Annotated in this window: 21 protein-coding genes and 1 tRNA gene; 10 read left to right on the forward strand and 12 right to left on the reverse strand. The window is 62.5% G+C overall.

Annotated features, from left to right (window positions below; genetic code table 11):
- Nucleotides 1-2 precede the first annotated feature (2 nt).
- The 8 genes from NKJ89_RS24125 (at nucleotide 3) to NKJ89_RS24160 (ending at nucleotide 7,394) form a co-directional block, all read left to right on the forward strand.
- Nucleotides 3-1,085 carry an ABC transporter ATP-binding protein gene (locus tag NKJ89_RS24125; protein WP_352606170.1) on the forward strand — a complete coding sequence of 361 codons (1,083 nt, stop codon included), beginning with the start codon at nucleotides 3-5 and terminating at the stop codon, nucleotides 1,083-1,085.
- Nucleotides 1,086-1,952 carry a carbohydrate ABC transporter permease gene (locus tag NKJ89_RS24130; protein WP_023759298.1) on the forward strand — a complete coding sequence of 289 codons (867 nt, stop codon included), beginning with the start codon at nucleotides 1,086-1,088 and terminating at the stop codon, nucleotides 1,950-1,952.
- Between the two features lies 1 nt (nucleotide 1,953).
- Entirely contained in the window at nucleotides 1,954-2,877 is a 924-nt protein-coding gene (locus NKJ89_RS24135) for a carbohydrate ABC transporter permease (protein ID WP_023759297.1), read from the forward strand.
- On the forward strand, nucleotides 2,877-3,209 hold the full coding sequence (locus NKJ89_RS24140; protein WP_352606172.1) for a hypothetical protein: 333 nt from the start codon (nucleotides 2,877-2,879) through the stop codon (nucleotides 3,207-3,209). Before NKJ89_RS24135 ends, NKJ89_RS24140 begins: the two co-directional genes overlap by 1 nt.
- Nucleotides 3,209-3,496: a DUF2160 domain-containing protein gene (locus NKJ89_RS24145; protein ID WP_352606174.1), complete on the forward strand. Its 288-nt coding sequence runs from the start codon at nucleotides 3,209-3,211 to the stop codon at nucleotides 3,494-3,496. Before NKJ89_RS24140 ends, NKJ89_RS24145 begins: the two co-directional genes overlap by 1 nt.
- Before the next feature lie 81 nt (nucleotides 3,497-3,577).
- Nucleotides 3,578-5,305: an ABC transporter substrate-binding protein gene (locus tag NKJ89_RS24150; protein ID WP_352606176.1), complete on the forward strand. Its 1,728-nt coding sequence runs from the start codon at nucleotides 3,578-3,580 to the stop codon at nucleotides 5,303-5,305.
- A gap of 94 nt (nucleotides 5,306-5,399) precedes the next feature.
- A complete protein-coding gene (glpK, locus tag NKJ89_RS24155; protein WP_352606178.1) occupies nucleotides 5,400-6,893 on the forward strand; it encodes a glycerol kinase GlpK in 1,494 nt (497 codons plus the stop codon).
- A 159-nt stretch (nucleotides 6,894-7,052) separates the two neighbouring features.
- On the forward strand, nucleotides 7,053-7,394 hold the full coding sequence (locus NKJ89_RS24160; RefSeq protein WP_352606180.1) for a DUF6882 domain-containing protein: 342 nt from the start codon (nucleotides 7,053-7,055) through the stop codon (nucleotides 7,392-7,394).
- 70 nt (nucleotides 7,395-7,464) lie between these two features.
- Here the strand turns inward: NKJ89_RS24160 and NKJ89_RS24165 are convergent, their stop codons facing one another.
- Nucleotides 7,465-7,932: a BA14K family protein gene (locus NKJ89_RS24165; RefSeq protein WP_352606182.1), complete on the reverse strand. Its 468-nt coding sequence runs from the start codon at nucleotides 7,930-7,932 to the stop codon at nucleotides 7,465-7,467.
- A 249-nt stretch (nucleotides 7,933-8,181) separates the two neighbouring features.
- On the opposite strand from NKJ89_RS24165, the gene NKJ89_RS24170 reads away from it, so the two are divergent.
- Nucleotides 8,182-8,257: transfer RNA gene (locus NKJ89_RS24170), tRNA-Lys, on the forward strand.
- Nucleotides 8,258-8,377: 120 nt separating this feature from the next.
- On the opposite strand, the gene NKJ89_RS24175 is transcribed toward NKJ89_RS24170, so the two are convergent.
- The 11 genes from NKJ89_RS24175 to NKJ89_RS24225 form a co-directional block, all read right to left on the reverse strand.
- Nucleotides 8,378-8,848, reverse strand: coding sequence for a nucleoside deaminase (locus NKJ89_RS24175; RefSeq protein ID WP_352606184.1), 471 nt, complete (start codon nucleotides 8,846-8,848; stop codon nucleotides 8,378-8,380).
- A 131-nt stretch (nucleotides 8,849-8,979) separates the two neighbouring features.
- Nucleotides 8,980-10,041, reverse strand: coding sequence for an ABC transporter ATP-binding protein (locus tag NKJ89_RS24180; protein WP_352606186.1), 1,062 nt, complete (start codon nucleotides 10,039-10,041; stop codon nucleotides 8,980-8,982).
- Nucleotides 10,042-10,078: 37 nt separating this feature from the next.
- Nucleotides 10,079-10,900, reverse strand: a complete 822-nt coding sequence (locus NKJ89_RS24185; protein WP_023759290.1) for a carbohydrate ABC transporter permease — start codon at nucleotides 10,898-10,900, stop codon at nucleotides 10,079-10,081.
- A complete protein-coding gene (locus NKJ89_RS24190) occupies nucleotides 10,901-11,839 on the reverse strand; it encodes a carbohydrate ABC transporter permease (RefSeq protein ID WP_352606188.1) in 939 nt (312 codons plus the stop codon). It abuts the gene before it with no gap.
- On the reverse strand, nucleotides 11,839-13,176 hold the full coding sequence (locus tag NKJ89_RS24195) for an ABC transporter substrate-binding protein (RefSeq protein WP_352606190.1): 1,338 nt from the start codon (nucleotides 13,174-13,176) through the stop codon (nucleotides 11,839-11,841). Before NKJ89_RS24195 ends, NKJ89_RS24190 begins: the two co-directional genes overlap by 1 nt.
- Before the next feature lie 62 nt (nucleotides 13,177-13,238).
- The gene (locus tag NKJ89_RS24200; RefSeq protein ID WP_352606192.1) at nucleotides 13,239-13,898 is read right to left on the reverse strand and encodes a GntR family transcriptional regulator; all 660 of its coding nucleotides are present in this window, start codon (nucleotides 13,896-13,898) and stop codon (nucleotides 13,239-13,241) included.
- A 22-nt stretch (nucleotides 13,899-13,920) separates the two neighbouring features.
- A complete protein-coding gene (locus NKJ89_RS24205; protein ID WP_352606194.1) occupies nucleotides 13,921-14,805 on the reverse strand; it encodes a dihydrodipicolinate synthase family protein in 885 nt (294 codons plus the stop codon).
- A 149-nt stretch (nucleotides 14,806-14,954) separates the two neighbouring features.
- Nucleotides 14,955-16,094 (reverse strand): DNA-processing protein DprA, encoded by a 1,140-nt coding sequence (dprA, locus tag NKJ89_RS24210; protein ID WP_352606196.1) that lies wholly within the window; start codon nucleotides 16,092-16,094, stop codon nucleotides 14,955-14,957.
- Entirely contained in the window at nucleotides 16,091-16,678 is a 588-nt protein-coding gene (gene plsY / locus NKJ89_RS24215) for a glycerol-3-phosphate 1-O-acyltransferase PlsY (protein WP_352606198.1), read from the reverse strand. Before plsY ends, dprA begins: the two co-directional genes overlap by 4 nt.
- Nucleotides 16,679-16,731: 53 nt before the next feature.
- Complete coding sequence (locus NKJ89_RS24220; RefSeq protein WP_352606200.1) at nucleotides 16,732-18,018, reverse strand: dihydroorotase; 1,287 nt, start codon at nucleotides 18,016-18,018, stop codon at nucleotides 16,732-16,734.
- Nucleotides 18,015-18,995 carry an aspartate carbamoyltransferase catalytic subunit gene (locus tag NKJ89_RS24225; RefSeq protein WP_352606202.1) on the reverse strand — a complete coding sequence of 327 codons (981 nt, stop codon included), beginning with the start codon at nucleotides 18,993-18,995 and terminating at the stop codon, nucleotides 18,015-18,017. The genes NKJ89_RS24220 and NKJ89_RS24225 overlap by 4 nt, the downstream gene beginning before the upstream one ends.
- A gap of 212 nt (nucleotides 18,996-19,207) precedes the next feature.
- Here NKJ89_RS24225 and NKJ89_RS24230 point away from each other — a divergent pair, with 212 nt between their 5' ends.
- Nucleotides 19,208-20,836, forward strand: a complete 1,629-nt coding sequence (locus NKJ89_RS24230; RefSeq protein ID WP_352606204.1) for a DNA alkylation response protein — start codon at nucleotides 19,208-19,210, stop codon at nucleotides 20,834-20,836.
- The last annotated feature ends 82 nt before the right edge of the window (nucleotides 20,837-20,918 follow it).

Here is a 20,918-nt window from a genome sequence, read left to right on the forward strand (position 1 = left end):
ATATGGCGCGCATCGACGTCAATCACATCCGCCACTCCTACCTGCCGAGCCCGCGCACGGATGCCGATTTTGCGCTCAAGGAAGTGCATCACATCTTCGAGGATGGTGGCGCCTATGCGCTGCTCGGGCCTTCGGGCTGCGGCAAAACCTCGCTGCTCAACATCATTTCGGGCCTGCTTCATCCCTCGCATGGCCGGTTGCTGTTCGACGGCAAGGACGTGACCAACTTGTCGACGCAAGAGCGCAACATCGCGCAGGTGTTCCAGTTCCCGGTCATCTACGACACGATGACCGTTTACGACAATCTGGCCTTCCCACTGCGCAATCGCGGCGTGCCGGAAGCCGATGTCGACCGCAAGGTGCGCGAGACGCTGGAAATGATCGATCTTGCGTCCTGGGCGAAGAAGAAGGCGAGGGGGCTGACCGCCGACCAGAAGCAGAAGATATCGCTCGGCCGCGGACTGGTGCGCTCGGATGTCAACGCCATCCTGTTCGACGAGCCGCTGACCGTCATTGATCCGCACATGAAGTGGGTGTTGCGCTCGCAACTGAAACAGTTGCATCGCCGCTTTGGCTACACCATGGTCTACGTGACGCACGACCAGACCGAGGCGCTGACCTTCGCCGACCAGGTCGTGGTCATGTACGATGGCGGCATCGTGCAGATCGGCACGCCGGCGGAATTGTTCGAGCGACCGCGCCATACGTTTGTCGGTTATTTCATCGGCTCGCCGGGCATGAACGTCATGCCGGTGGCGATCGAGGGCAAGACGGCGATGCTTGGGGCCCAGCGGATCGAACTGCCAGGCGCACCCAAGGCAGCCACCGGCGCCATAGAGCTTGGCATTCGTCCCGAATATGTCCGGCTCGGCCGTGACGGCATGGCCGTACAGGTCAGCAAGATCGAGGATCTCGGCCGCCACAAGGTGGTGCGCGCGAAGCTTGAAGGCCGCGACATCGCTGCCGTGATCGGCGAGGACGAAGCCGTACCCGCCGATCCGAAGGTGCGGTTCGACCCGGCCGGCATCAACATTTATGCCGATTCCTGGCTGGTTGAGATGGCTCGCGTCGAGATGGGGGCATAGATGGAAAAAACCTGGAACAACAAGGCCTGGTTCCTGGTGCTGCCAGTGCTGGTGCTGGTGGCATTCTCGGCGGTCATCCCGCTGATGACGGTCGTCAACTATTCGGTGCAGGACACTTTCGGCAACAACGTCTTCTTCTGGGCCGGCACCGAGTGGTTCGAGGAACTGCTCTCTTCCAGCCGCTTCTGGGAAGCGATGGTCCGCAACCTGATCTTCTCCTTCATTATCCTTGCCATCGAAGTGCCGCTCGGCATCTTCATAGCCCTCAACATGCCGAAAAAGGGCTGGGGTGTGCCGGTCTGCCTGGTGCTGATGGCACTGCCGCTGCTGATCCCGTGGAACGTCGTCGGCACTATCTGGCAGGTTTTCGGGCGCAACGACATCGGATTGCTCGGCTATTACGTCAATGCGCTCGGCATCGACTACAACTACGTGCAGGATTCGTTCGATGCCTGGGTCACCGTCATCATCATGGACGTCTGGCACTGGACCAGCCTCGTCGTGCTGCTCTGCTATGCCGGCCTGGTCTCCATTCCGGATGCCTTCTATCAGGCGGCCAAGATCGACGGTGCCTCGCGCTGGGCGGTGTTCCGCTACATCCAGCTGCCGAAGATGAACCGGGTGCTGCTGATCGCCGTGCTGCTGCGCTTCATGGACAGCTTCATGATCTACACCGAGCCTTTCGTAGTGACGGGCGGCGGACCGGGTAACTCGACGACATTCCTGTCGATCGACCTGGTCAAGACGGCGCTCGGCCAGTTCGACCTCGGTCCGGCCGCGGCCATGTCGCTGGTCTACTTCCTCATCGTCCTTCTGCTGTCATGGGTGTTTTACACCGTGATGACCAATTACGACGCGGAGCGCTGAGATGGGCGGCGCCAACGAAAGAACGACGAGGCAGGACAGAGTGAGCGAAACGACGGCTTCGGAAGGGCTCGCCAGTGCTATGTCGCAGGACCAGATCGCGCGGCTGATGCGCCGCCGCGGCGAGGAATCGCGCTGGTGGTGGATCGTGCCGACGGTCTACATCATCGTGCTTTTGCTGCCGATCTACTGGCTCATCAATATGAGCTTCAAGACCAATGCCGAGATCGTCTCCTCGCTGACGCTCTATCCGCATGCACCGACGATCGCCAATTACGTCACCATCTTCACCGATGCGTCCTGGTACTCGGGCTACGTCAACTCGATCACCTATGTGGTGATGAACATGGTGATCTCGGTGGCTGCGGCGCTGCCGGCGGCCTACGCCTTCTCGCGCTACCGCTTCCTCGGCGACAAGCACCTGTTTTTCTGGCTGCTGACCAATCGCATGGCGCCGCCGGCGGTGTTCGCGCTGCCCTTCTTCCAGCTCTATTCGGCCTTCGGCCTGATCGACACCCACATCGCCGTCGCGCTGGCGCATTGCCTGTTCAACGTGCCATTAGCGGTGTGGATCCTCGAAGGCTTCATGTCGGGCGTGCCGAAGGAAATCGACGAGACCGCCTATATCGACGGCTATTCGTTCCCGCGCTTCTTCGTCAGGATCTTCATGCCGCTGATCGCGAGCGGCATCGGCGTCGCCTGTTTCTTCTGCTTCATGTTCTCGTGGGTGGAATTGTTGATCGCCCGCACGCTGACCACGACCGACGCCAAGCCGATCGCCGCCACCATGACGCGTACGGTTTCGGCCGCCGGCATGGACTGGGGCCTGCTCGCCGCCGCCGGTGTGCTGACGCTGATCCCCGGCGCGCTGGTCATCTGGTTCGTGCGCAACTACATCGCCAAGGGCTTTGCCCTGGGGAGGGTTTGATGGCGGAAGCGGTTATCAAAATCTCCGAACTGCGCGATTTCGCGAGCAGCTTGTTTGATCGTCTCGAAGCTCAAGGCGTCGACCATATCGACGTCAAGCAAAGTCAGTACTGGAAGGTCTATTTCGCTGACGCATTCAACCTCAGCCCTCCGAGCCTCGTGATGGGAGACGTCTACGACGATCTCAACGATTTGCGGGCAGAGGTTAAAGGCTCAAACAGCGATGCCATCGCATGGCACGCATTTATGCATCTCTCCGGCTTGATGAATTTTGTCGCTTACTCTGCCGAAAGCGGTGACTTTGTGAAGCGTACGGTGATGGAGAAGCACTGATGAATTTCGACCTTACCTGGATGGCATGGACCTGGCCGACGGCGGCCTTTTTCGGGACAATCTTTCTGCTGCTGTGCGGCATGGCGGCGTGGGAATATGCCTCGCCGGGCGGCAATCCGCGCATCGGCCTCCTGCGCTTCGAGACGACGCGTGGCGACCGTCTTTTCCTGTCGCTGCTTGGCAGCGCCTTTATCCATCTCGCTTGGTTGGGTCTTGTCGGACCCAACCTGTGGTGGGCTCTCGCTCTCTCCGTGGTCTACGCCGTTGGCGTGTTCCGCTACGTATAGAGGGGGAAACTGTTGGAGCGACCGCGTGCCGGCGGCCGCTCCAGATCGCACTTGAAACCTTAAAACAGTGGAGGAAACACAATGCGACGGCAATTTTTAACATCAACGACTGCGCTTGTCCTATTGCTCGGGGTTGGCAACGCCTATGCCGGTATGGACGAGGCGAAAGCCTTCCTGGACAAGGAAATCGGTCCGCTTTCGACGCTCGACCGCGCCGGCCAGGAAGCCGAAATGCAGTGGTTCATCGATGCCGCGAAGCCTTTCGCCGGCATGGACATCAAGGTCGTTTCGGAAACCATCGCCACGCACCAGTATGAATCGCAAGTGCTGGCGCCGGCCTTTACCGCCATCACCGGCATCAAGATCACGCATGACGTCATCCAGGAAGGCGACGTCGTCGAGAAGATCCAGACCCAGATGCAGACCGGCCAGAACCTTTATGACGGCTGGGTCAACGATTCCGACCTGATCGGCACCCACTGGCGCTACCAGCAGGTGCGCAACCTGACCGACTGGATGGCGGGCGACGGCAAGGACGTCACCAATCCGAACCTCGACCTGAAGGACTTCATCGGCACCTCGTTCACGACCGCGCCCGACAAGAAGCTCTACCAGCTTCCCGACCAGCAGTTCGCGAACCTCTACTGGTTCCGTTACGACTGGTTCAACGACGAGAAGAACAAGGCCGACTTCAAGGCCAAGTACGGCTACGACCTCGGCGTTCCGGTCAACTGGTCGGCCTATGAGGACATCGCCGAGTTCTTCACCGGCCGTGAGATCGACGGCAAGAAGGTCTATGGCCACATGGACTACGGCAAGAAGGATCCGTCGCTCGGTTGGCGGTTCACCGACGCCTGGCTGTCGATGGCGGGCAACGGCGACAAAGGCCTCCCGAACGGCCTGCCCGTCGACGAATGGGGCATCAAGGTCGACGAGAATTCGCGGCCCGTCGGCTCCTGCACGGCGCGCGGCGGCGACACCAACGGCCCGGCGGCCGTCTATTCGATCCAGAAGTACCTCGACTGGCTGAAGGCCTACGCTCCGGCCGAAGCCCAGGGCATGACCTTCTCCGAATCCGGCCCGGTGCCGGCTCAGGGTGCGGTCGCGCAGCAGATATTCTGGTACACCGCCTTCACGGCTTCGATGGTCGACGCCGGCGCAAAGGCAGTGCTGAACGACGACGGTACGCCCAAGTGGCGCATGGCACCGTCACCGCATGGCGTCTACTGGAAGGACGGCATGAAGCTCGGCTATCAGGACGTGGGTTCCTGGACGCTGATGAAGTCGACCCCGACCGACCGCGCCAAGGCTGCCTGGCTTTACGCGCAGTTCGTCACCTCGAAGACCGTCGACGTGAAGAAAAGCCATGTCGGCTTGACCTTCATCCGCGAGAGCACGATCCACGACAAGAGCTTCACCGAGCGCGCTCCAAAGCTCGGCGGCCTGATCGAGTTCTACCGCTCGCCGGCGCGCGTCCAGTGGTCGCCGACCGGCACCAACGTGCCGGACTATCCGAAGCTGGCACAGCTCTGGTGGCAGGCGATCGGCGATGCATCGTCGGGCGCCAAGACGGCGCAGGAGGCGATGGACTCGCTCTGCAGCGAGCAGGAAAAGGTGATGAGCCGTATCGAGAAGTCGGGCGTCCAGGGCGATATCGGCCCGAAGATGGCCGAAGAGCATGACCTCGCCTATTGGAACGCCGACGCGGTCAAAAAGGGCAATCTCGCTCCTCAGCTCAAGATCGAGAACGAGAAGGAAAAGCCGATCACCATCAACTACGACGAACTGGTGAAGAGCTGGCAGAAGTAGCATTGTCTATGCGGGCGTTCGCGCGCCCGTGTGAAATCGGGGGAGACGGCTCGTTGCCGTCTCCCCTCTTTGCATCGAGGCGGAGGGCGCTGGAATGAGCGGTTTTGTGCTGGCAATCGACCAGGGCACGACATCGACCCGGGCGATCCTGTTCGACGACAAGATGACAGTCGCGGGCAGCGGGCAGAAGGAATTCACCCAGCATTATCCGGCCTCCGGCTGGGTCGAGCATGATCCGGAGGAAATCTGGGCGAGTGTGGTGGCGACGGTGAAGGCGGCGCTGAAGAAGGCCGGCCGGAATGCTTCCGAAGTGGCTGCGCTTGGCATCACCAACCAGCGCGAAACCGTCGTCATCTGGGACAGGGCGACCGGCAAGCCGATCCACAACGCCATCGTCTGGCAGGACCGGCGCACCGCGCCGCTGTGCCAGAAACTCAAGAAGCAGGGGCTGGAGAAAAAGTTCACCCGCAAGACCGGCCTGCTGCTCGATCCCTATTTCTCCGGCACCAAGATCGCCTGGATGCTCGACAAGGTGAAGGGCGCCAGAAAGCGCGCCGAGCAGGGCGAATTGCTGGCCGGCACCATCGACAGTTTTCTGATCTGGCGGCTGACCGGCGGCAAGGTCCACGCCACCGATGCCACCAACGCCTCGCGCACGCTGGTCTACAACATCGCTGAGAATGCCTGGGACGACGAGCTGCTGGCCATTCTCAACATCCCGGCAAAAATGCTTCCCGAGGTAAAAGACTGTGCCGATGATTTTGGAATCACGGAAAAAAACCTCTTTGGCGCCGAGATAAAAATCCTCGGTGTCGCCGGCGACCAGCATGCCGCGACCATCGGCCAAGCCTGTTTCGAGCCGGGCATGATGAAATCCACCTATGGCACCGGCTGTTTTGCGCTGCTCAACACCGGCAGCGACCTGGTGCGCTCGAAAAACCGGCTTTTGACCACCATTGCCTACCGGCTGAACGGCAAGACGACCTATGCGCTCGAAGGCTCGATCTTCATTGCCGGTGCTGCGGTCCAATGGCTGCGCGATGGCATCAAGGTGATCGGCAAGGCCGAGCAGAGCGGCAGACTGGCGGCCGAGGCTGATGCGACGCAAAACGTCTATCTGGTGCCCGCATTCGTCGGTCTCGGCGCACCGCATTGGGACGCCGGAGCACGTGGCGCCATTTTCGGGCTGACCCGCAATTCCGGTCCGGCAGAGTTCGCTCGCGCCGCGCTGGAAGCCGTGGCCTACCAGACACGCGATTTGCTCGACGCCATGCGCAAGGACTGGAAGGGCGCCTCAGCCAGGACAGTGCTCAGGGTCGATGGCGGCATGGTGGCGTCGGACTGGACCATGCAGCGGTTGGCCGACATCCTCGATGCGCCGGTCGACCGTCCGACCATTCTCGAGACGACCGCGCTGGGCGCCGCATGGCTGGCTGGCTCGAAGGCAGGTGTGTGGCCGGATGCCAAGAAGTTCGCGAAAAGCTGGGCACTGGAGCGACGATTCCAGCCGGACATGGATGGCTCCGTGCGCATAGCCAAGCTTGCTGGCTGGCGCGATGCTGTTCGCAGAACGCTGAGCGTGCAATAAGCACCCGTGAGGTGATGAGTGATGGGGCGAGGGGATGAAGCCAGACTGGTATCCTGCGTGGCGCGACGAGGCTATCGAACAGCTGAATGCCAAGAATGACCGGTTGCAAAAGGAATTCCGCCTCGGCACTATGACTATGACATAGCCACCAGAAGGCTTTTGTTTGCCAAAGACGGGGATGTCAAAGTGACCGCAGAGGTCCAGATTGCCGGTTCCACGAGCGCTAAGTCACAGAGTTGGCTCTGGGCTTGGGCAAATTCAAATTGGCCCGACAATGTCATGATCGGTGCAAAGCGGGTTCGATCCTTCGGCGAGACGAACAGCATCGACGAACTGACCCAGACTTACGTTACGGATGTGGATGATGACTTGGAGGTGCTTGGGTGGGAACTGAGCGCAGTAGCGGTTCGAATTTGCGATGCCCTTGGAGCATATCGATCACCGAGCGCGGAAGGCGATGCGCGTTATTACATCATCAAGGGCATCAGTTGGGCGGGCTGACCGAAAAGAAAGGCCCGCGCCACTTCTGGCACGGGTCTTCAATGGAGCGCTATCGCTCCCACTCACTCAATCAGTAAGGCGAACGGCACTCACGGCGCGGGCCATAATTCGGCTGGAACGTGTTGTCCGAAGCACGGTAGCTGCGATAGTGATCGTAGCACCACTGCACATGCGAATTGCCCTCATAGACGCGATTGCGTTCGTTGTTGATGATGGCGCCGGTGATCAGCGCGCCGGTAGCGAAGGCCGCGAGCGGGAACCAATAATCGCCGTGGCGGCGATAGCCGGGGCGATATTCGCGATAGCCGCGATGGCCGTTCCAATAGATCACGCGATTGCGGGAAAAATTGCGGTCACGCGAAAAGCTGCGATTGTAGCGGTTCTTGCGCCACTCCTGGTACTGGACTGTCTGCACATCCGGCACCGCGACCTGGGATTGCGGCACATAGTTCGGTTGGGCGTTGACGGGCAGCGCCTCCGCCGTAACGAATGTGGCCGAGAGCGTGGCTGCCAGCATACCCACTGTGATTCTGTTCATTGCTCTTCTCCTCAAGGGTTAGCGGACGTCCCCGTGCTGGAAAAACGAGTGGCCTATGCAATTGTTCCGGGGACAGGATGCCGCTGCGGGCAAAACGACTGAGCTCCTTAGTTGCTCTCTCCGCTGATGCGGCGAGAGAGTGCCGCGACGGGGCGAAGCCATGTTTACGAACCCTCTTTTTCCGGTTGACCGGTCGAGGCACTCTCCCTATGTTCCGCGCAATTTCGAGGGCGGCTTTTGAGCCCGCGGGAGCGCGTAGCTCAGCCGGTAGAGCAACTGACTTTTAATCAGTAGGTCATGGGTTCGAATCCCATCGCGCTCACCAAATCGCAATAAATCCACCATAGCCTGCGGGGAGACTTTCCCACGCGCACGGCAGCAGCATTACGGCTCCGATCGATCCGACGGCTGTTGCCATCGACCGGTTGCCGACTGGCACGAAGCGTCAGCGCTTCCAGAAATCGCGGTGCGGCTCGTGCAACTCGTCCTCGATTTCGGGGAAGGGGCCAAAGACCTCGATCTTTTTCTGGCCGGAGCCGAACACGGTGCGCGAGGAGAGGCTCATCGTCGGGTTCTCAGGGTGATCCCCGGTCAGCGCAAGGATCTTGGTCTCATCGCACCCGTAGACCAACCGCCCGATATTCGCCCAATACATCGTGCCAGCGCACATCGCGCACGGCTCAAAGGTCGAGACCAGCGTGCATTGCCACAGGAACTCCGGCTCGTAGGCCGCCGCGGCACGCCGGGCGATCTCGGTCTCGGCATGGCGCACCGTATCGAGATTGCCCTGGCGCATGAGGATGCGGTCGTCGGGCCCGACCAGGACGGCGCCGAAGGGATGGTGCCCATGCGCCGCCGCCTCGCGTGCGACATCACCGGCGGCGCGGAGGTGGGTGAGCATCTGATCGCGGGTCATGGCAAAATCCTGTCGCACCGGCATCCACCCGATGAGCGGCTCTTTTGAGCCGAGACTGCTGCCAAGCGACGCGAGTGGCAAGAGCTAACCCGTTGCTTGAGACCTTTGCGCGGGGATATCGGACCTTTGCCCTACAATCGCCGGCCGGTCTTGGCATCGAACAGGTGAGCACAGGCGCGATCGATCTCGATCCGCATCTGCTCGCCCTGCTTCAGCGCAAGCCGTTCCCGGAAAAGGCAGGAGATTTCTTCGCCGGCGCAATCGACCCGTGCGAAGATTTCCGAACCCGTGGCTTCCAGAAGCACGATCGTGCCGGCAATACCCCGGGAGGTCGTTGCTCGGATATGTTCGGGACGGATGCCGTAGATGAGTTCACCCGCGGGAATTTTTGCCAAGTTGATGTCTTCCGGCAGAGGCAAGGTCAGTCCACCGGTGCTGCGGAACACGCCTTCCTCGATGCGGCCGGTGATGAAGTTCATGGCCGGAGAGCCGATGAAACCGGCAACGAAGAGATTGGCCGGACGGTCATAGAGATCGAGCGGTGCGCCGATCTGCTCGACAAGCCCGTCATGCAGCACGACGATCTTGTCGGCCATGGTCATGGCTTCGATCTGATCGTGCGTGACATAGATGGTGGTGGTGCCCAGCCGCTGGTGCAGCGCCTTGATCTCGCCGCGCATCTGGACGCGCAATTTGGCGTCGAGATTGGACAGCGGCTCGTCGAACAGGAAGACTTGCGGGTCGCGCACGATTGCGCGGCCCATGGCGACGCGCTGGCGCTGGCCGCCGGAAAGCTGGCGCGGGTAGCGGTCGAGCAGCTTGTCCAGGCCCAGAATGCTGGCGGCCCTGCCGACGCGGCTGGCGGTATCGGCCGGATCGGCTTTCTTGATCTTCAGGGCAAAGCCCATATTGTCCGCCACCGTCATATGCGGATAAAGCGCGTAATTCTGGAACACCATGGCGATGTTGCGGTCGCGTGCCCGCAGATTGTTGACGATGCGATCGCCAATGGCGATCCTGCCGCCCGAGATCGTTTCAAGTCCGGCGATCATGCGCAGCAGCGTCGACTTTCCGCAGCCCGACGGGCCGACCAGGATGACGAATTCGCCATCGGCGATATCGACGCTGACATCGTGAATGATCTTGGCCGTTCCGAAAGCCTTCTGCACGTTGTTGATTGTTACCGAAGCCATTGGGTTTCCTCGAAAAAAGTTTGATGTCGGGCAGCATTCAGCCGCCCTTGACGGCACCCGCGGTCAGTCCCGCGACGATCTGCCTTTGAGCGAACATGGTCAGAACCAGCACCGGCAGCGTCACCACTAGTGCCGCGGCGGCGAGCGGCCCCCAGCTCACCTGCTCGTAGGAGAGCATGTTGTAGACGGCGACCGGCAGCGTGCGCGTCTCGCGGCTGGCGAGCACCACGCCGAAGACGAAATTGTTCCATGAGAAGATGACGGACAGGATGAAGGCGACCACGATGCCCGGCTTGGCGATGGGCAAGGCGACCAGCCGGAACACCTGCCAGGAGCTGGCGCCGTCGATGTTGGCCGCTTCCTCCAGCTCCATCGGCGTGGTCTCGAAATAGCCGATCATCACCCAGACCACGATCGGCACCGTCACCACCAGATGGATGATGATCTGCGGCCACAGCGTGCCGAGAATCCCGACCCATTGGAACAGCAGAAACAGCGGAATGAGATAGGAAAGCCCCGGCGTCATGCGGGCGATCATGATAACGACCGCCGACCGTTCGGCCTTGAGCCGAGCGATGCCATAGCCGGCCGGTACGCCGATCAGCAGCGCCAGCAGTGTCGCCGTGCCGGTCACCAGAACCGAATTCCAGAGATAGAGCAGGAAGTTGTTCTCCTCGAACACCTTTGCATAGTTCGACCAGGCGAGATGTTCGGGGATCAGGATCGGCGGATAGGCGCCGTTGTCGATCTCGAATTTCAGCGACAGCGAGATCATCCAGAGGAAGAACAGGATCGCCGGCGAGACGAAGACCAGGGCCGCGAAAAACAGCCCGACCTGGTTGAGCAGGCGTGAACTCATCTATTTGCCCTCCACGCCGATCCATTGGGAGCGCTGGCGCAGCATCAAGAGGATGAAGGACAGGGCGACGATAACGATGAAGAACACCACGGCCATGGCCGAGCCATAGCCGATGTCGTAGTAGGAGAAGGCGGTGTTGTAGAGATAGATGTTGATGGTTTCCGAGGCCGTGCCCGGTCCGCCCTGGGTCATGGCGTAGATGATGTCGAAACTCTTCAGCGCATCGATGGTGCGGATGATCACCGCGATCATCAGGAACGGCGCGATCATCGGCAGAGTGAGATAACTGAATTGCTGCCAGGCATTGGCGCCGTCGATTTCGGCGCTCTCGAAGGGCTCGCGCGGCACGGACGCCAGGCCGCCCAGCACGATCAGCATCACCAGCGGCGTCCACTGCCAGGTCTCGACCGCGACCAGCGACGGAATGACCGTGTTGGCGTTGAATATCCATTCTTGCGCCGGGATGCCGACCAGCGACAAAAGGTAGTTGAGGACGCCGAGCTGGGGATGGAACATCATCGTCCAGACCAGCGCCACGGCGACGGGCGTCGCCATCATCGGCATCACGAAGACACCACGCAACAGGCCGCGCAGCGGAAACCTGGCGTCGAAGATCAGGGCGGCGATGGTGCCAAGCAGCATCGGCGCGGCAACCGAGAGGAAGGTGTAGCTCAAGGTATGGAGCAGCGATTCCCAGAAGCGTTGGTCGACCGCCAGCCGTAGATAATTCTCCATCCCGGCAAAGCTCCGCGACTGGCCGAGCGTCCAGCGGTTGACGCTCATCCACAGCGTGAAGGCCCAGGGAAAGACGATCACTGCGCCGACGACGACGAGCGCCGGAACGACGAAAGGCCAGTAGTTGGGAGCCAGCCGGATCGTCTGGCTCCCTTCGATGGCTTGCGTCGTCACCCCGGTGCGTTCTGGGGCGGTGGCGGACATCAGCCTTGCTCGCTCCTGTCGAGGACCGGCTGGAACTGCTCGGTGGCCTTCTTCAGTTCCTCTGCCGGATCGGCGCCGGCGATCAAATTGGTCAGTGCGACACCATAGATGTCGCGGAATTCGGTGACCGGGATGATGACCGGCAGCGACAGCCGGCTGACATTGCCGGAGCCGACCACCGCATCGAGCCAGCTCGCCGGCATGGTGACGCCTTCGCGCACCTTCGGATCTTCAAGCACCGATTTGCGGAACGGGACGCCAGCGCCTGCCTGCAGCAGCCGCGCGCCCATGGCCGGCGACACTGCCCACTGACAGAACAGATAGGCGGCCTCCTTCTTCTCGCTGGCGGCCGTCACGCCGATACCGTCGCCGAAGGTGCCCGCGGCGTGCGCCTTGGGACCCTTGGGCATGACGCCATAGCCGACCTTGCCGACCACCCGTGATTTTTCCGGATTTTCCATCGGCGGGGCAAAGCCGACGCCGTCGAACCACATGCCGATCTTGCCTTGCAGGAAGGCGGACTGTGCTTCGGCCCAGTTGAAGCCGGTGACGCCTGGAGGCGCGGACTTGGTCATCAATCGCTGGTAGAGGCCGGCGGCCTCGATCGCCTCGGGCGACGTCGTGCGCAGCTTCCCCTGACCATCGAGTGGCGTCATGTCGTAGCCGAGCATGAGCGACGTCCACACCGGCGTGTTGGCGTTCTTGATGCCGCGGGCGACGAAACCGTAGGTGTTGGTCGACGGGTCGGTCAGCGCCTCGGCTGCGGCCACCAACTGCTCGAAGGTTTCAGGGTATTTGAGCCCCTTGGCCTCGAACAGTTCCTTGTTCCAGTAGAGGATCCAGTAGTCGACCGAGAAGGGCAGCGAACGCAGCACGCCCTGACCATCCTTGGCGAACAGCATGCCGGCATCGGCGAAATCGCTTTCGACCAGCCCGGGATCGGTAAGGGTAGGATCGGTAAGATAGCCTGATATGTCGGCGAGCCAGCCGCCCTTTTCGAACTGCCGTTTCTGCACATGGTAGCTCAGATGAACGACGTCGAAGCTCGGCTTGCCGGAGCTCAGCTCGATCACCGTCTTCTGGCGCTGCTGCTGCTCGGGCGTCGCCTCGGCATTGACCTTGATGCCGGTCAGTTCCTCGAACTCGGCGAGATATTTTATGAGGGTGTCGCTGCGCGGGCTTTTGACCAGATTGACGTCGAGCGTCGTGCCGGCGAAGCGCTTCCAGTCGACGCCGGCGGCAAAGCCCGGGCGGACGCCCGCAATGCCGGCGGCGGCAAGTGCCGCGGTTCCTTGAAGGAGTTGCCTCCTGGTTGGGTTGAACAGATTGGACGACATTTCTTCCTCCCGGTTGCTGTCGTTATCGATTGCGCCGCGACCGCGGCGCGGCTCATGGTTCCTCAGATTTGCAGCGCCAGCCGGCGCGCCTTGTCGATGTGCAGGCTGATCGCCTCGACCGCCTTCTGCGGGTCGCGGCTCTCCATGGCTTCGATGACCGCGAGGTGCTCGCGCATGACCGGCACGACGCGCCCGTCGATGCGGAAGCGCTCCTGATGGATCAGCCGGATCTTCACCGAGTTGACCAGATAGGCCTTGGCGATGATCTCGTTGCCCAGCGCATCGATGAAGGTGTCGTGCATCGCCCAGTCGATGCTTTGGGCCTTGGCTTCCATTTCGGGCGTCGGCGCCTGCGAAAGGGCTTGCGCCAGCATTTCCTCATGTTCGCGCCGCAGGCGGCCAAGTTCCTCATCGGAGGCGCTGGTGGTGAACAGCGCCACCGCTTCGCGCTCCATGAACAGGCGGAACTGAAAAGCCTCGCGGATCAGGCTGATGTCGATATGAGCGATCTGCATGCCGCGCTGCGGGATCGTCGTCAGAAGCCCTTCAGCCTCGAGACGCGGCACGATTTCGCGAATGGCGCCGAGCGGCAATCCGGTGAAGGCAACCAGCTCGCGCTGCGATACGAACTGGCCCGGCAGCAGATCGCGGGCCAGTAAATGCCGCGTGAAGCTGGCATAGGCTTTTTCCCTAAGGGTGGTCGGTTCGCTGCCGTCTTCCATTTCAGCGCATTTCCTTTGCCGGTCAGGCCGATTCCCTGGCAAACAGACTGTCATAGGCGGCGGCAAGCTGTTGGCGCCCCTGCGAAGCGATCGGCTCCAGCGGTGGGCGGACCGCCAGCCAGCGTTCGTCGCCAGTCTTGCGCGCCACCATGACTTTTACCGCCGGCGTGACCGGGTATTTGAGCAATTCGAGCACGAAACGCTCGACGCGGGTATCATCGCGCCCGTCCTCGGCCATGGCGCGGATTTCGCCGGTAACGAAATTGGCCATGCCCGAGATCGCGCCTTGAGCACCAATTCGCACCGCCCGGGCCAGATGGCGCTCGTCACCGATCAGAATCACCAGATCGCCATGAGCGCCGAGTAGGGCCTCGCTGTAGCTCCAGTCTCCACCGGAATCCTTGACCCCTGCAACGACATCCGGAAAAGCGGTGCGCAAACGGCCGATCAGGCCAAGCGAGAGCTGCACCATCGTGACCGACGGAATGTTATAGAGCAGCACGCCGCGGGCGAGGGGGCCAAGCGCGGCGAAGACGGCGGAAAACCAGCCGAAAAGACCGTCCTCACCGACATTCTTGAAGTAGCTCGGCGGCGCAAGCAGAATGTTGCGGGCGCCGCGCTGCAAGGCATGCCGTGCCTGTTCGGCGGCATCTTCGGCCGCATCGACCAGCACGCCGGAAACAAGCTGATGCGGCAAGATGCCGGCAGCCAGCATGGCTTCGGTCACCGATCGCCGCTCCACGGCGCCCACCGACGCGCCTTCGCCGGTGGTGCCGAAAAGCGTAACGCTGCTGCACCCCTCGGCCAGACAACGCCTGGCCTGGGCAACCATGGGGGCGGTGGCGATCTGCCCGGAGGCATCAAAAGGCGTGGCGAGTGCGGCTGAAAGGCCAAAGCGTGATGTCACCGGGACGTCTCCGAAAGGATGTTCGAAGGCAGTGATAGCTCACTAACATGTCAGTTGTAAATTGGGTTGATGCGTTTTTCTGGCCCATCGCATAGATACCGAGTTCTCTTTCCGGGATGCGAACAGCGTCGCACCGAAGGTGTCTCGAGTCAGATGGAAGAATCCCCAAATACCAGCGATACATGTCCGCCGGCATGGCGTTCGAGGCGGCCGGCGAGGTCGAGTTCCAGCAGCACCATGAAGACCTGGGCCGGGTGCAAGGCGGTGTGGCGGATGATCTCGTCGATCGGCACGGGCGTTGGGCCGAGCGTCTCGATGACGCGGGCGCGGTCGCTTTCGCCGGGCGGCGGTGTGACCGAGAAGTCGGGTGGCTCTTCGAATGGCGGCACGTCGGGCGCCCGCATGCCGGTCAGCGGGGCGATCGCCCTGGAAATGTCCGATGCCTCGGTGACCAGCGTGGCGCCATCCTTGAGCAGGCCGTTGGTGCCGGCGGCGCGTGGGTCGAGCGGCGAGCCCGGCACGGCGAAGACCAGCCGGCCCATTTCGCCTGCAAGCCTGGCGCTGATCAACGATCCCGAACGTTGCGCTGCCTCGACCACCACCAGCCCAAGGGCCGCACCCGCGACAAGGCGGTTGCGACGCGGAAAATCCTGGGCGCGCGGCTGCCAGCCAAACGGCATTTCCGAAATGATGGCGCCGCGCTCGGCAATTTCCTCGCAGAGCCCGGCATTTTCAGGCGGGTAGGGCAGGTCGAGGCCTCCGGCCAGCACACCGATTGTGCCGGTCGCAAGACTGCCCTGATGCGCCGCGGTGTCGATGCCGCGCGCCAGGCCGGAGACGATTGCATAGCCGTCGCGGCCAAGATCCGTCGCCAGCATGCGCGCCATCTTGATGCCGGCCAGCGATGCGTTGCGGGCGCCAACGATGGCGACCCCCGGCAGCCGGAACACTGCGGCATTGCCCTTGACCGCCAGCAGCGGCGGCGGATGGTCCATGTTGCGCAACAGCGGCGGATAGTCTGTTTCGCCGATGCCGACAAAGCGCGCGCCAGCCTTTCTGGCCGTTTCCAATTCGGCCTCGGCTTCGGCAATGGAAGGAATTCGGGCGATTCGGCGGGCGCCGCCTGAAATCATCAGCTCCGGCAGTATTTCGAGCGCCACTTCGGCCGAACCGAAGCGGTTGATCAGGTCGCGAAAGGAGGCGGGACCGACATTCTGGGTGCGGATAAGCCGCAGCCAGCTCAGCCGCTGCCGGTCGCTGAGGCGCGGCCCGGCAGCCGGCTCGCTCACTCCCTAGCTCCGATCTTGCCCTCGGTGCCGGCACGCAGGCGTGAAATGTTTTCTCGGTGCTTGATAAAAACGATGATGCTCATCACCACGAACAGGGCGGCATTCTGCGGCGTGCTCAAGAGATAGAGGGCGATCGGCACGACGACGGCTGCCGTCAACGCCGCCAGCGAGGAATAACGGAACAGGAATGCCATCACTAGCCAGACGATGGCGAAGATCAGTGCCACCTGCCAGGCAAGGCCGATCAGCACGCCGAGATAAGTCGCGACGCCCTTGCCGCCCTTGAAACCCAGCCATACCGGGAAGAGATGGCCGAAAAAGGCCCCAAGGCCGGCCCAGGCCGCCAGTTCAGGCGAAAAATGGCCTGATATCAGCACGGCGGCCGTGCCCTTCAGCGCGTCGAGCAGCAGCGTCGCGGCGGCAAGGCCCTTGTTGCCAGTGCGCAGAACATTGGTGGCGCCGATGTTGCCGGAGCCGATCTTGCGCACATCGCCAAGGCCAGCCGCGCGGGTGAGCAGCAGCCCGAACGGAATCGAGCCAAGAAAATAGCCAAACACGAGAGCTAGGATAAGGCTGTAAGTCATTGTTTCCCCCGCATTTCCCCCAGTTTAGCCGGATCAGGCGCGCGGTGGCCGGCTCAGACGGAAAACACTGTGCGACCCGCCACCAGCGTTTGCAAGACCTTGCCTTGCAGCCGCGCGCCTTCGAAACAGGTGTTTTTCGAGCGCGAACGAATGCCGCTCTCGCTGACGATCCAGGGTTCGTCGAGATCGACAAGCGCAAGATCGGCGACAGCGCCCGGCTTCAGCGTGCCGCCGGGCAGTCCGAACAATCTCGCAGGGGCGGTGGACAAGGTTTCGACCAGCCTCAGCAACGGCACGTCGCCATTGTGGTAGAGCCGCAATGCCGCGCCCAACAGGGTTTCGAGCCCGATGGCACCGGCCGCCGCATCGGCGAAGGGCAGGCGCTTGGTGTCGACATCCTGAGGATCATGCGAGGAGACGATGATGTCGATGGTGCCGTCCCTGACTGCCTCGATCATCGCCAGCCGGTCTTCTTCGGCGCGCAAGGGCGGCGTCAGGCGAAAGAAGGTGCGGTATTCGCCGACATCGTTTTCATTCAGCGACAGATTGTGGATCGCGACGCCTGATGTCACGGCGGCACCGTCGGCTTTCGCACGCGTCACGGCGTTTGCCGCCATCGCCGTCGAGATCTTTGCCGCGTGATAGGAGCCGCGCGTCAGCCGCGCCAGGGCAAGATCACGTTCCAGCGGGATGGATTCGGCTTCACGCGGAATGCCGGAGAGGCCGAGCCAGCTGGCGTAGAGGCCTTCATTCATCACGCCGGACGAGCCGAGGTCGGCGTCCTGCGTCTCATGCACGATGGTGGCGCCGAAGTCGCGTGCATAGGTCAGCGCTCGGCGCATCATCAGCGCGCTCGATATGGTGTGGCGGCCATCGGTGAAGGCGACGGCGCCGGCTTCGCGCAACAGGCCGAACTCCGTCATTTCGCGCCCGTCGAGGCCCTTGGTGATTGCCGCCGCCGGAAAGACGTTGACGCTTGCCGTCTCCTTGGCGGTGCGCAGCACGAACTCGACCAGCGCCACATTGTCGATCACCGGATCGGTGTCGGGCATCATGACGATTGAGGTGACGCCGCCGGCTGCCGCCGCGACACTTGCCGACGCAATGGTCTCGCGATGCTCGCCGCCTGGTTCGCCGATGAAGACGCGGCCGTCGATCAGGCCTGGAATGATCGCCTTGCCGGCGCAGTCGACGACGACAGCGCCCTCGGGCGTGCCCTGGTTCAGCGCCGCCTTGCCGGCGGCAACGATCTTGCGGCCGTCGACGATGACAGTGCCGACTTCGTCGAGGCCGCGCGAGGGGTCGACGATGCGGGCGCGCTCAAAGACCGTTGTGCTCATGCGAACCGGCCCTCTTGATTGCGACCCTCCTGATTGCGACGGGGGTCGAGCAGGGCTTCCATGACGGCCATACGTACGGCAACGCCCATCTCGACCTGTTCCTGGATGACGCTCTGCGGACCGTCGGCGATTTCCGAGGCGATCTCGACGCCGCGGTTCATCGGGCCGGGGTGCATCACCAGCGCGTCGTCCTTGGCGGCCTTCAATTTCTCGGCATCGAGGCCGAAATAGCGGAAATATTCACGCACCGAAGGCACGAAGGAGCCCTCCATGCGCTCGCGCTGCAAGCGCAGCATCATCACCACGTCGGCGCCCTTGAGGCCGTCGGCCATCGAGCGGGTGACGATGACGCCCATCTTCTCGATGCCGGCGGGCAGCAGCGTCGACGGTGCGACGACGCGCACCTGGGCGCCAAGCGCGTTGAGCAGCATGATGTTCGAGCGCGCCACGCGCGAGTGCAGGATGTCCCCGCAGATCGCCACGATCAGCTTCGACAGCGGGCCTTTGGCGCGGCGGATGGTCAGTGCGTCGAGCAGCGCCTGTGTCGGGTGCTCATGCGCGCCGTCTCCGGCATTGACGACGGAGCAACCGACCTTCTGCGCCAGAAGGGCGGCAGCGCCGGCCGACTGGTGGCGGATGATCAGGATGTCGGGACGCATGGCGTTCAACGTCATCGCCGTGTCGATCAGCGTCTCGCCCTTCTTCACCGAGGAGCTCGCCACCGACATGTTCATGACATCGGCGCCCAGCCGCTTTCCGGCCAGTTCGAACGACGACTGCGTACGCGTCGACGCTTCATAGAACAGGTTGATCTGGGTGCGGCCGCGCAGCGTCGAGGTTTTTTTCTCGGACTGCCGCGAGATCGCGACCGCGCGGTCCGCACGGTCGAGCAATAGCTCTATGTCGGCGGGGGAAAGATCGCGGATGCCCAGAAGATGGCGGTGAGGGTAGGGTGGCAGGGACGAGGCGTCGGTCATCTCAAGGCGCTGCTATAGGGTGGAGATTTTGCGGCTGCAAGCGCCAGCTTTGGATTGGAGCCGTTCTCCTCAATTTTTTCGTGTAGATGGCCGATTAAATCGGCCGGTATTTTCATCGCGCGCGCCGCATGGCTTGGGCTATATCTAGCCGACGGCTTCGGATTCGTGGCTTTCTGACGAGAAGGGCCTTTCTGCCGATAGAAGGATTGGGCGTGACCGACGACGTGACGAACCAGCCGCCGCCGCTGACGGGCGGCAACGCCTGGCGGGGCGATCCGTTGCTGATCCAGCTCGCGGAGCGTTTTTCCGATCCGGTGCGCAAGGATCTCGACGGGCTCGGCCGGTTCGTGCTGACGCAAGAGGCGCAGGAACTGGCCCGGCTCGCCAATGTCGAGACGCCGAAGCTCAGGACGCATGACCGCCAGGGACGGCGCATCGATGTGGTCGAGTTCCATCCCGCCTACCACGCCTTGATGCGCCGCTCGGTGGCCAACGGGCTGCATTCCTCGGTCTGGGAAAACGGCGACGCCGAGATCGGCCGCCGCCATCAGGTCCGTGCCGCCCGGTTCTATCTGACGGCGGAGCTCGAGACCGGGCATCTCTGCCCCATCACCATGACCAACGCTTCGCTGGCGGCTTTGATGGCCAGCCCAAAACTATTTCGCGAATGGGCGCCGCGTGTGACGACGCGCAAATACGACCACAGCCAAAAGCCGCCGGTCGAGAAGACCGGGCTGACACTCGGCATGGGCATGACCGAGAAACAGGGCGGCACCGATGTGCGCGCCAATGTGACAAGGGCGGAACGTGCCGGCAGCGGGTTTTATCGCCTGACCGGACACAAATGGTTCATGTCGGCGCCGATGTCCGACGCGTTCCTGGTGCTGGCGCAGGCGCCGGAGGGATTGTCGTGCTTTCTGGTGCCGCGCGTTCTCGGTGACGGGTCGGGCAACGGCTTCCGTTTTCAGCGTCTGAAGGACAAGCTCGGCAACCGTTCCAACGCGTCCTCCGAAGTGGAATTCGTCAACGCTATCGGCGAGATGGTCGGCGAACCGGGTGCCGGCGTGAAGACGATCATGGACATGGTCACGCTGACCCGGCTGGATTGTGCCATCGCATCCTCGGCGATCATGCGTGCGGGCCTCGCCGAGGCCGTTCATCACGCGCGCCACCGACAGGTGTTCGGCTCGACACTGATCGAGCAACCCTTGATGCAGCGCGTGCTGGCCGATATGGCGCTCGACGTGGCGGCAGCCACCGCGCTGTCGTTCCGGCTGGCGAGGTCCTTCGACGAGGCGGCGAGCGATCGCGGTGAAGCGGCCTTTGCCCGCGCCATGACGCCCGTCGTCAAATACTGGGTCTGCAAGATCGCGCCGCCGCTGCTCTACGAGGCGATGGAGTGTCTCGGCGGCAATGGCTATGTCGAGGAGGCGCCGCTCGCCCGCTATTATCGCGAGGCCCCGGTCAACGCGATCTGGGAAGGCTCGGGCAATGTCATGGCGCTCGACGTGCTGCGCGTGCTTGGCCGCGCGCCTGGCCTGTTCGAGGACGTGCTGACCGGCATCGACCGTGACCTCGGCACTGGCGGACGCGGCACGATCGGCGTGCTGAAGGCGGCGATGCAGGTTGCGTCAACCGATGAGGGCTCGGCCCGTCTGCTCACCGAACAACTGGCGCTGTCGGCTGCGGCAGCGGAGTTGCGCCGTCTCGGGGCAGGGCGGATCGCAGATGCTTTCGTCGAGACGCGTTTGGCCGGCCAATGGCGCAACACCTATGGCATGCTCGATTCGCGCCACGATGCGCGCATGATCATCGACACGCTCTATCCGCCGGTCAACTGAGCGGCAAGCATCACAAGAACTGGCGTTTGATGCGTCGGCGGCCATCCCCATGCATATGGCTAATCGCCGTTAACCTTAACAA

It is taken from the genome of Mesorhizobium sp. M0047 (assembly GCF_040323315.1).
Taxonomy (GTDB): Bacteria; Pseudomonadota; Alphaproteobacteria; order Rhizobiales; family Rhizobiaceae; genus Mesorhizobium.

Bases quoted from the DNA above. Each gene is read 5' to 3' on its own strand.
- NKJ89_RS24125 (WP_352606170.1), top strand. From the start codon at position 3: ATGGCGCGCATCGACGTCAATCACATCCGCCACTCCTACCTGCCGAGC.
- NKJ89_RS24130 (WP_023759298.1), top strand. From the start codon at position 1,086: ATGGAAAAAACCTGGAACAACAAGGCCTGGTTCCTGGTGCTGCCAGTG.
- NKJ89_RS24135 (WP_023759297.1), top strand. From the start codon at position 1,954: ATGGGCGGCGCCAACGAAAGAACGACGAGGCAGGACAGAGTGAGCGAA.
- NKJ89_RS24140 (WP_352606172.1), top strand. From the start codon at position 2,877: ATGGCGGAAGCGGTTATCAAAATCTCCGAACTGCGCGATTTCGCGAGC.
- NKJ89_RS24145 (WP_352606174.1), top strand. From the start codon at position 3,209: ATGAATTTCGACCTTACCTGGATGGCATGGACCTGGCCGACGGCGGCC.
- NKJ89_RS24150 (WP_352606176.1), top strand. From the start codon at position 3,578: ATGCGACGGCAATTTTTAACATCAACGACTGCGCTTGTCCTATTGCTC.
- glpK (WP_352606178.1), top strand. From the start codon at position 5,400: ATGAGCGGTTTTGTGCTGGCAATCGACCAGGGCACGACATCGACCCGG.
- NKJ89_RS24165 (WP_352606182.1), bottom strand. From the start codon at position 7,932: ATGAACAGAATCACAGTGGGTATGCTGGCAGCCACGCTCTCGGCCACA.
- NKJ89_RS24175 (WP_352606184.1), bottom strand. From the start codon at position 8,848: ATGACCCGCGATCAGATGCTCACCCACCTCCGCGCCGCCGGTGATGTC.
- NKJ89_RS24180 (WP_352606186.1), bottom strand. From the start codon at position 10,041: ATGGCTTCGGTAACAATCAACAACGTGCAGAAGGCTTTCGGAACGGCC.
- NKJ89_RS24185 (WP_023759290.1), bottom strand. From the start codon at position 10,900: ATGAGTTCACGCCTGCTCAACCAGGTCGGGCTGTTTTTCGCGGCCCTG.
- NKJ89_RS24190 (WP_352606188.1), bottom strand. From the start codon at position 11,839: ATGTCCGCCACCGCCCCAGAACGCACCGGGGTGACGACGCAAGCCATC.
- NKJ89_RS24195 (WP_352606190.1), bottom strand. From the start codon at position 13,176: ATGTCGTCCAATCTGTTCAACCCAACCAGGAGGCAACTCCTTCAAGGA.
- NKJ89_RS24200 (WP_352606192.1), bottom strand. From the start codon at position 13,898: ATGGAAGACGGCAGCGAACCGACCACCCTTAGGGAAAAAGCCTATGCC.
- plsY (WP_352606198.1), bottom strand. From the start codon at position 16,678: ATGACTTACAGCCTTATCCTAGCTCTCGTGTTTGGCTATTTTCTTGGC.
- NKJ89_RS24220 (WP_352606200.1), bottom strand. From the start codon at position 18,018: ATGAGCACAACGGTCTTTGAGCGCGCCCGCATCGTCGACCCCTCGCGC.
- NKJ89_RS24225 (WP_352606202.1), bottom strand. From the start codon at position 18,995: ATGACCGACGCCTCGTCCCTGCCACCCTACCCTCACCGCCATCTTCTG.